Origin of the sequence: Aeribacillus composti (genome assembly GCF_007827555.1) — a bacterium.
Classification (GTDB): Bacteria; Bacillota; Bacilli; order Bacillales; family Aeribacillaceae; genus Aeribacillus; species Aeribacillus composti.
On record NZ_VISS01000055.1, the window covers coordinates 1 to 9,491 of the forward strand.

Genomic DNA, 9,491 nt, shown 5'->3' on the forward strand with positions numbered 1-9,491 from the left:
ACATCACCTACTTGATGAAGAATCGTCAACGTCGTTTTCCCTTATCGTATCAACGGTTTGCGACCATTGTAAAGATGTTTTGTCACGGATTCAGGTAAAACGGAGCAGCCGCTAACCGAATAAATTGGTTAGCGGTTTTAAATAGCATTTTATCCGATGGAATACGACTGATCTAATCTCGTTTTTTTATTTCGCATATACACTAATGCGAAATGATGTTAAAGTCATTCCAGCACCTTTCATGTTCCTCCTTTTAAAATTTAATTTTTATTCAAAATCCCCTCTAAGAACAAAAGGGACACTTGGTCCGCAAGTTCATTTTCTGTTTTTTCTCCTGTCATTACATATCGTTCAATAATGTGCTCGATCACTGAGAGAAATGCTTCACCGGCAAATTGAGTGTCAATTTCCGTTTTAACAATTCCAAGTCTTTGATTGTTGCTCATATTTGCTGCTATTTTTTCAACAATGATGCTTCGTAAACGATCATCTTTGTTCTCCCTGAGTGCAACTTTCGTTAAGTGAGGATTTTTTCCGAGAAACTTCAGAATGTCAGCGATTGTCTCACGGACATGGTCTTTCACATGCTCCGGTTGTATATCAGCCACTTTTTTTCCTGCATCACTAAAATGAATTAACTGCTTTTCAAAATCTTCAAGCATTTGTTCGAAAATTTCTTCCTTGCTGTTGAAATAAAGATAAAAAGCTGCCTGCGTGAGCCCTGCTTTTGCCACAATATCGCTGATCTTTGTAGCATGAAAACCTTTATGAGCGAACAGCTCCGCAGCAGCTTGAAATATTTTCTTTTTGCTCTCTTCTCCTTTATTTCTCGCCATAAAAATCACCCTTTTTTATACAACTAACTAATTAGTTAGTTGTTATTGTACATGATATTGCTTTTACGATCCATTACTTCCATTAAGTTTTTTTGCCATCGTTTTATCATTTCTCCTCCTCTGTCGCCACCGCTGTTGTGATGCTTAAACAAATAAAGAGCGGCATCAACAAATGAGCCGCCCAATTACCCTTGTGTCAGGCTGATTTAGCCTCCATTTGAAAGCCCGGATCATTCCATATTTCAATCCATTTTTTCAATGCCGTTGCCAAGATGACAATACCAAGAACGAGCATAATGATGGATAAAATTCCGTTTAATACGTTGTAGCCTGCAGCTTCCGGATTCAAATAAACATTTACGGTCATCCAGTAGCCTGCATAGTTTACTGTAGCAAATAAATAAGCTAACGGAATGAGGCAAGTAAGCATATATCTTCGTTTATCGGCAATTTTTAAAATGACTGTCGCACCGACAATCAGTCCGATGGACGCCATCAGCTGGTTCGATACGCCAAACAATGCCCAAACCGATCCAATATCTCCTGAGTAAAGCAGGTACCCCCACATAAAACAGGCTAAAGCGCTTGCAAATACGGAAGCCGGAACGGAGTCTACCTTTTTCAATGGTTTATACACTTCACCGAAGAAATCTTGAATTAAATAACGTGCTACACGTGTTCCTGCATCAATCGCAGTTAAAATGAAAACAGCCTCAAACATTATAACAAATTGGAAAAAATATGAAGCCAAATTCTCAAACCATGGAATCGCAGTAAAAATATAAGTCATTCCAACTGCAAGTGTAACCGCTCCACCTGTTCTTCCTTCCAAATTTAAACCTATTTCCTGGCTTAAAGCTGGTAAATTAATAACATCCATTCCAAGTGTCCGGAATACTTCCGGTGCGGAATTGATCGCAAAATAATCTGCCGGATGAAGAGCTGTTGCAGCGATCAGCGCCATGATGCCGACCAAACATTCCACCAACATGGCTCCAAAGCCGACAACTTTTATATCGCTCCACTTATTAAGCATTTTCGGCGTTGTACCCGATCCGACAAAAGCGTGAAATCCTGAAATCGCACCGCATGCAATTGTAATCGATATAAACGGCCAAACAGGTCCAGCTAAAATCGGCCCTCCGCCGTGGATAAATTCTGTAAAGGCCGGCATTTCAATAGAAGGATTAATGATAAAAACACCAATGATCAGCGCAATGAACACACCGATTTTCATAAAGCTGCTCAAATAATCACGAGGAGCAAGCAGCAGCCAAACCGGCAAAGCCGCAGCAAAAAATGCATAGATTGGTAAAATAAGCGCCAAAGTTTTAGTATCGAATGTCAACCAATCCCCAAGAGCTGTTTCTTGTATGGAAGGTCCTGCGAAAACACCTATCATTAATAAAATAAAGCCAACTGTTGAAGCTAATTTTAAATTGCCTGTTTTCTTATAGAAAATTCCGACTCCCATTGCAATAGGAATGGTGATTCCGACTGCAAACGTGCCCCAAGGGTTTTTTTCCAATGCATGAAGAACAACCATGGAAAGACCAGCCATTGTTATGGTAATAATAAACAGCATGGCAAGTCCTGTACAAAAGCCGGCTACCGGACCTAATTCTTCTTTTGCTACTTCCGATAATGATTTCCCTTTTTGCCGCATGGAAGCAAATAACACGACTGCATCATGGACGGCTCCCCCAATTACGGCACCAATCAAAAGCCACAGCAGACTGGGCAAATATCCAAATTGTGCGGCCAAGATCGGTCCGACGAGCGGTCCTGCTGCAGCAATAGCGGCAAAGTGATGCCCGAAGCTTACCCATTTATTCGTCGGAACATAATCCTTTCCATCATTTAATTCGTGAGCTGGTGTCGGTTTTGAATCATCCAGCTTCAACACTTTTACAGCCATAAATGTTCCGTAAAGACGGTAAGCGATCATTAAAATACACATTGAGGCAATCACGATTGTAATCGCATTCATTTTTTTGCAACCTCCCCTTTGTTCTTGCTTTTTACATTCATTGTATTAAATAAACATCTTCATGATCGGTTTTCAAAACAAAATGCAAGAATCCGGGGATAAATCGTCAATTTCTTAAATTGAATTGCAACAATTTTGTCACAAATATTGCTTAAAGCTTTCAGCTTTTTTTAAATGCCCAATCGCTTTTTCAGTTCCTTCGTATAAGTTCTGCTGACCGGGATCGAATCGCCATTTTTCATGATTACATGATACGTGGAGTTGAACCACGGCTGAATTTCAACTATTTCATTCAAGTTGACTAAATAAGCTCTATGAACACGCATGATGTGCGTTTGCTGCAGCTTTCTTTCAAAAGTGACAAGCGATTCTTTAACTTCATATTTTTGATCGCGGCAAGTGATAATGGTTTTTCCGTCATTAAACTCAATATAAAGAATATCTTTCACGTTAATAAGCAGAATGCGGTCGTCTAATGATACAGGAATCTTTTCATCCTGCATTTGAAAATATTGCGGTCTTTTTTCTTGGCGGGCTTCCAGCCGCTTTGAAATTTTTTCAATTGTATGAAATATCCTTTCTTCATCAAACGGCTTCAAAATGTAATCAACCGCATTCAGCTCAAATGCTTTTAAAGCGTACTCATCATAAGCGGTTGCAAAAACAATCTCAGGTCTATGATCAATCTCCATTAGCTTTTCAGCAAGTCTAATCCCTTGTTCATGAGATGACAGCTGTATATCGAGAAAGATCACATCCATGTCGGTCTGGCGGATTTTTTCAATCGCTTCATCCATTTGTTCCGCTTCCCCAACAATCTCTACCTGCTTGCTCCTTTTAAGCAAGTAAATAAGTTCGTCTCTTGCCAACGGTTCATCCTCCACGATAAAAGCCTTGATCATACGGCTACTTCTCCTTTCATTTCTAATGGAAACTTAATCGTCACTTTCGTTCCATTTTCATCGCTTTTAATATGGAAGGCTCCGGCGGAACCATAAATTTCTTCTATTCGTTTTTTTATATTCCAAAGAGCTGTTCCTGTTCCATCATTCGATTGAACGGTCTGATTTCCCAATTGGCGCAATAAATGATCAGGAATGCCGCTGCCATTATCTTCGGTGATTAAGATCATTTGATCATTTTCTGCATACGCCCGAATGGACACTTTCCCATGCTCCTTATTGGCAAAAGCGTGCTTGATGGCGTTTTCGACGAGAGGCTGAAGCGTAAACGGCGGAACCATTACTTTCTTTAAGCTTTGGTCAATATCAAAACTTACATGATATTTATCAGGAAATCTTGTCTGCTCAATAGATAAGTATGCTTCAACATGCTCAAGCTCTTTTTCAAGCGGAATGACAAATTGTCTAGCTCCCTGTAAATTACTTCGGAAGAACACGCTTAATTTTAAAAGAAGCTTCCTAGCTTTATCCGCATCAGTTCTGATCAAGCTGGAAATCGTGTTTAACGAATTGAACAGGAAATGCGGATTAATTTGCGCCTGCAAAGCTTTAATTTCTGCATCTTTCAGCAGTTTTCTCTGCAGTTCTGCATCAGCAAGCTCCAATTGGGTAGAAAACAGCTTGCTAAGTCCTTCCGCCAGCTCTTGCTCCACTTTATCCATAAGACTCGGATCTAAAAAATAAAGCTTTAACGTGCCAACCGTTTGGTTGTGTACTTGAAGCGGCATAACAATCGCTGACTGAAGCGGACAATCAGAATTTGGGCATTGGATTTCCTCCTTCGATTTTGCTTTAATGATTTTACCCTGCTCTAAAACCTTTTTTGTCAGCTTTGTTACTAAAGTTTGCCCCTGCTTATGATGATCAGAACCGGCACCGATATGAGCGAGGACAATTTCCCGATTGGTAATGGAAATGGCATCTGCTTTCGTCCATTTTAAAATAATTTCCGCTACTTTTTTACACGAATGCTCATTTAAGCCTTTTCGGAAAAATGGCAAGGTCTGCTGCGCGATGTAAAGAGATTTATGTGTTTGAAGAGCCTTCGTCCGCTCTTCCTCCACTAGAATCGAATGAATAATTAAAATAAAAATAAGAGTCCCAAATCCGTTAATCGTAATCATCGGAAGAGCGATTAATTCTACAAGCTTAACTGCGGATTCAAACGGGCGGGCAAGTAAGAGAATAAGTCCCATTTGAGTACATTCCATAAAAATTCCGGTCAAAACAGCTTTCCAAGGTGAAAAATTGTCTTTTATTCTAAAACGCTTCCAAAGGAAACCGGTCACGAATCCAGCCAAAATAGTAGATGCTCCGCAAGCAAACGCGGTAAATCCTCCTAATGTCATCCGATGCAGTCCTGCTACTAGACCAGTGCCGATGCCGACGAATGGACCGCCAAGCAATCCCCCAATCACTACTCCCATAATTCTTGTATTGGCAATTGCGGCATCTCCATCCACTTCTATTTGCCATGTTTGTGAGCTGATATTGCCTTGAGCAATTTCGACACCAGTATAATTACTAATAATGCCAAAAGATCCAAATACGGCAATCAGCATTAGCTTTTCGCTTAATCCATGCTCATGATGAATCATTCGCCGAAATGCCTTCATCCTTGATAACAAAAAAGCTAAAATGACTAAAATTCCCACTCGCTCCAGCATTAAAGGCATTAAATCAAACAAGACAGACACACTCCTTTACACCGATATTCCAGCTTTTGTTCGCTGACGGTGTCAATATTCATTGTACCTATTAAAGGATGTTGAATAAAGTTTAATGTTCACAATGGTTATCATTACTATTACATTTTAAGCTTCTCAAAATGGATTTTTAGGCAGTATTCATTATACTATGGGTGTTAGATCCAAAGCTGTAGTGAAAGTCGCACAGTTGCTTAGAGCGGGTGGAGATGCGGTAATTGATGCGGCAAGACATTTTAACATAATAGACGCAGCTACTGCCAGAACGTTTAAAAATAATAGTAAAAAATCGGAAATTGGTTAACGCAATTTGAAAATGCTGGTTCAGATGCAGCCGCTATGGTTAGAACAAGACTTCCAGTTTACTTAAAAAAGAATACTAGAATGAGTAAAACTACCGCTGAGAACATTGCAATAGCTGTAAGCTGGGCTATTCGTATGGCAGATGCCTTATTCTTTTAGGAGAGATACTTGTGGGGATTTTAGCTGTAAGTGAATGGATGAAAAAATGGTTTACATGAAGATGATATACATTTTATCGAAACAATTTTGACTTTTGCTTCAACATTATAAAACCCAGTGGCTGAGAGTGAAGAATCAATAACAAAGTCAATAATAAAATAAATAGCCTTTTCCCTGAAAGAAAGGTGAAAATTAATAGAAAGGGCACTTATCAAGATTTTAAAAATGTATTAAATGAAAATAAAATATTCATAAACCTAAGTGAATTATTGAGTAGATACCATTCTCAAGGAATTTGCAAGGATTTATGTGAAAAATTACTTAAAGAATACAATGATAATAAAAATGTGTCATTTTAGTTATTTCGGTTGTAGTCATATAATAACTATTCGAGTGCTCTTCGTAAAAAAACTTATGCTTTAATGTTTGTCCATTATAATTTATATTGTCTAATTAAGGAAAAAGCCTAATTTCTCATCATTTAAAATGAGAGAATTAGGCTTTTTATTTCGGAATTTACTTAGTGTTCTAAATCTGCATTTTCCTACAGCAACCCTAAGTAGAAGAAAGGAATGATTGGGATCAGCAAAAAACTTATTTCTTTGAAACGTAGCATATCTTAATTGAAATAAAAAGGTCGCTCAAAATTATCAGATGCACATAACAACCCAAATATTAGGAAAAGATAAAAGCATCATCAGTTCTAATAGGAGGAACTTTTTTATGAAAGAAGCCGTTAGTAAAAATGAACTTCCTCAGCTTTCAAAACCGTTTTGGCCAGATTCTGTTCAGCTGCCCTCCTTCAACAAGCTTGACAAAGATATTTTTGTTGATGTAGCGATTGTTGGCGGCGGGATCGCAGGCATCACAAGCGCCTATCTGCTTGCGAAAGAAGGAATCAAAACCGCGCTGATCGAATCGGATCGTATTTTAAATGGTACGACCGGACATACAACCGCAAAAGTCACCGCACAACACGGGCTGATTTATGATGAATTTATACAGCACTTTGGGGAAAGCAATGCAAAGCTATATTATGAAGCAGCCAGCGATGCGATGGAGTTTATCAAACAAACGATACAGGAGCACAACATCGAATGCGATTGGAAAGAAGAGGATGCATATGTTTATACGAATTCAGAGCAATACATAAAAAAAATCGAAAACGAATATAAAGCATATGAAAAGCTTGGAATTCAAGGAGAGCTTGTGGAAAACATCCCTGTTCCCGTACAGGCAAAAACAGCAGTTGTGATGAAAAATCAAGCCCAATTTCATCCGTTAAAATATTTGCAAAAGCTTGTGGAAAACGCGTCGGAAAAAGGGATAGACATCTATGAGAATACAGCAGCTGTCGATATAAAACATGGCCCACACCCGAAAATTTTGACAAAAGACGGTTATCACATTTTGTGCAACTATGTATTCATTTGTTCGCATTTTCCTTTCTATGATGCCGCCTTTTATTTTTCAAGAATGTATGCGGAAAGATCGTATATTATTGCTGTCAAAACAAAAATTGAGTATCCCGGCGGCATGTACATCAGCGCCGAAAATCCGGTTCGGTCGCTTCGGTCCGTCACGATCAATGGAGAAAAGCTTGTGCTGATCGCAGGTGAAAATCATAAAACTGGACAAGGAATCCCGATGATTCAGCATTACGAGTCCCTTCAAGCTTTTGGCGATCAAGCATTCGGCATACAAAAAATTCCTTACCGATGGTCTACTCAAGACTTAACAACGTTGGATAAAATTCCTTATATTGGACATATAAACGAACAGAAAGCAAATATCCTGTTTGCGACAGGGTTTCGAAAATGGGGAATGACAAACGGCACAGCCGCCGCACGACTGCTTGTCGATATAATTAAAGGGAAGGAAAACCGATATCGCGAGCTTTTTACCCCAGCAAGATTTCAAGCAGATCCAAGCGTGAAGCAGTTTATTTCAACAAATACAGATGTTGCAAAGCATTTGATTGAAGGAAAGCTTGAGTTTGCTCTAAGAAAGCCGGAAGATTTAGCCCCTGATGAAGGAGCAGTCGTTTCCTATAACGGAAAAAGAGCCGGTGCCTACAAAGATGAAAATGGCAGCCTCCACATCGTAGATACTACCTGCACCCATTTAGGCTGTGAATTAGAATGGAACAGCGGCGAGAAAACATGGGATTGTCCATGCCATGGTTCGAGATTTTCAATAGACGGCGATGTTGTAGAAGGTCCGGCACTCAAATCAATTAAGAAATTAAAGGGGTGACTGCATCGCTTCCAAGTCCAAAAAATGAAAAATAAAAGGGAGAAAGACTTGTTGAGCAAAAACAATCCTTTCTCCCCTTTTTTATTGAAACGTCTGTTCTTCAATCAAAATGAACAAGTCTGCATTCTGCCTTAAGGAAAACTACGACAGGATTTGCTCAATTTCCTCGAGCACATCTTCCGTTAATTCCACATCAATTGCTTTGACGTTTTCTTCGACTTGCTCCGGCTTGGTGGATCCGATCAGAGCGCTGGCAACATTCGGCTGCCGCAATACCCAAGCAATCGCCAATTGGGAAAGTTTAATTCCTAATTTATCCGCCACTTTTCCTAATTTTTCTACCTTCAATAAATTTTCATCTGTCAGCAAATCATTGATATATTTATTTGCTTTTGGATCACTCGCACGGCTTCCTTCCGGGATGTCTCCATTGCGCTTATATTTCCCCGTCAGAACACCTTGTGCAAGCGGCGAAAAAACAATTTGGCTAATACCGTTATGTTCGCAGACTGGAATAATCTCCTTCTCAATATAACGGTTCAGCATATTATATTGCGGCTGGTTGACCACGATGCGGTCCAGCAAATATCGATCTGCTGTGCCAAGAGCTTCTTGTATTTGCTGAGCAGTCCATTCACTGACGCCGACATATAACACTTTTCCTTGCCGGACAAGATCATCAATTGTGCGCAGCGTTTCATCGACCGGTGTTTCCGGATCATAGCGGTGGCAGTAATAAATGTCAACGTAATCTAATTGAAGGCGTTTTAAACTGGCATGGAGCTGTTCAAACACATGCTTCCGCGATAAGCCTTTGTCATTGGGGCCATCTCCCATCGGCCAAAATACTTTCGTTGCCAAAACATATGATTCACGCGGATATTTCCGCAATGCTTCACCGACGACCTTTTCCGCTTCCCCAGTTGCATAAACGTTCGCTGTATCAAATGAATTGATGCCTAGCTCATACGCTTTGTCAATCGTCCGAATGGCCGTTTCTTTTTCGATGGAGTTTCCGTATGTAAGCCAGCTTCCCAAACTGATTTCGCTAACCTTTAGCCCCGTTCTTCCCAATTTGCGATATTTCATTTATTCATCCCCTTTTTTCAAAAAATAGCAAAAAAATTCATTCAAGACTCATTATAATACTAAACATTTCGAATCTGAAAGCAATTTGTTTGAAGGAGTCAGTCAAGACTTTGTGGGAATTTTTTGGTTCGCTGAAAATAGATGTAAGTCATAGGTTAGCGAACCATTTTTTTGAATTTCATCCGTAAGC

The 9,491-nt window shown here is 39.6% G+C and carries 7 protein-coding genes; 2 read left to right on the plus strand and 5 right to left on the minus strand.

From position 1 onward, the window contains the following. Window positions 1-260 precede the first annotated feature (260 nt). From FB379_RS17810 to FB379_RS17825, 4 genes are all read right to left on the minus strand, one after another. The gene (locus FB379_RS17810) at window positions 261-836 is read right to left on the minus strand and encodes a TetR/AcrR family transcriptional regulator (RefSeq protein WP_063389550.1); all 576 of its coding nucleotides are present in this window, start codon (window positions 834-836) and stop codon (window positions 261-263) included. A 196-nt stretch (window positions 837-1,032) separates the two neighbouring features. Next, the gene (cstA, locus tag FB379_RS17815; protein ID WP_063389551.1) at window positions 1,033-2,826 is read right to left on the minus strand and encodes a carbon starvation protein CstA; all 1,794 of its coding nucleotides are present in this window, start codon (window positions 2,824-2,826) and stop codon (window positions 1,033-1,035) included. Window positions 2,827-2,996: 170 nt separating this feature from the next. After that, complete coding sequence (locus tag FB379_RS17820) at window positions 2,997-3,728, minus strand: LytR/AlgR family response regulator transcription factor (protein ID WP_066246670.1); 732 nt, start codon at window positions 3,726-3,728, stop codon at window positions 2,997-2,999. Further along, window positions 3,725-5,476: a sensor histidine kinase gene (locus FB379_RS17825; RefSeq protein WP_133309080.1), complete on the minus strand. Its 1,752-nt coding sequence runs from the start codon at window positions 5,474-5,476 to the stop codon at window positions 3,725-3,727. Before FB379_RS17825 ends, FB379_RS17820 begins: the two co-directional genes overlap by 4 nt. 169 nt (window positions 5,477-5,645) lie before the next feature. On the opposite strand from FB379_RS17825, the gene FB379_RS18515 reads away from it, so the two are divergent. After that, window positions 5,646-5,798, plus strand: a complete 153-nt coding sequence (locus tag FB379_RS18515; RefSeq protein WP_158640221.1) for a hypothetical protein — start codon at window positions 5,646-5,648, stop codon at window positions 5,796-5,798. 881 nt (window positions 5,799-6,679) lie between these two features. Next, window positions 6,680-8,212, plus strand: coding sequence for an FAD-dependent oxidoreductase (locus FB379_RS17830; RefSeq protein ID WP_144598543.1), 1,533 nt, complete (start codon window positions 6,680-6,682; stop codon window positions 8,210-8,212). Window positions 8,213-8,353: 141 nt separating this feature from the next. Here the strand turns inward: FB379_RS17830 and FB379_RS17835 are convergent, their stop codons facing one another. Continuing rightward, window positions 8,354-9,301, minus strand: a complete 948-nt coding sequence (locus FB379_RS17835) for an aldo/keto reductase family protein (protein ID WP_066246666.1) — start codon at window positions 9,299-9,301, stop codon at window positions 8,354-8,356. Between the last annotated feature and the right edge of the window lie 190 nt (window positions 9,302-9,491).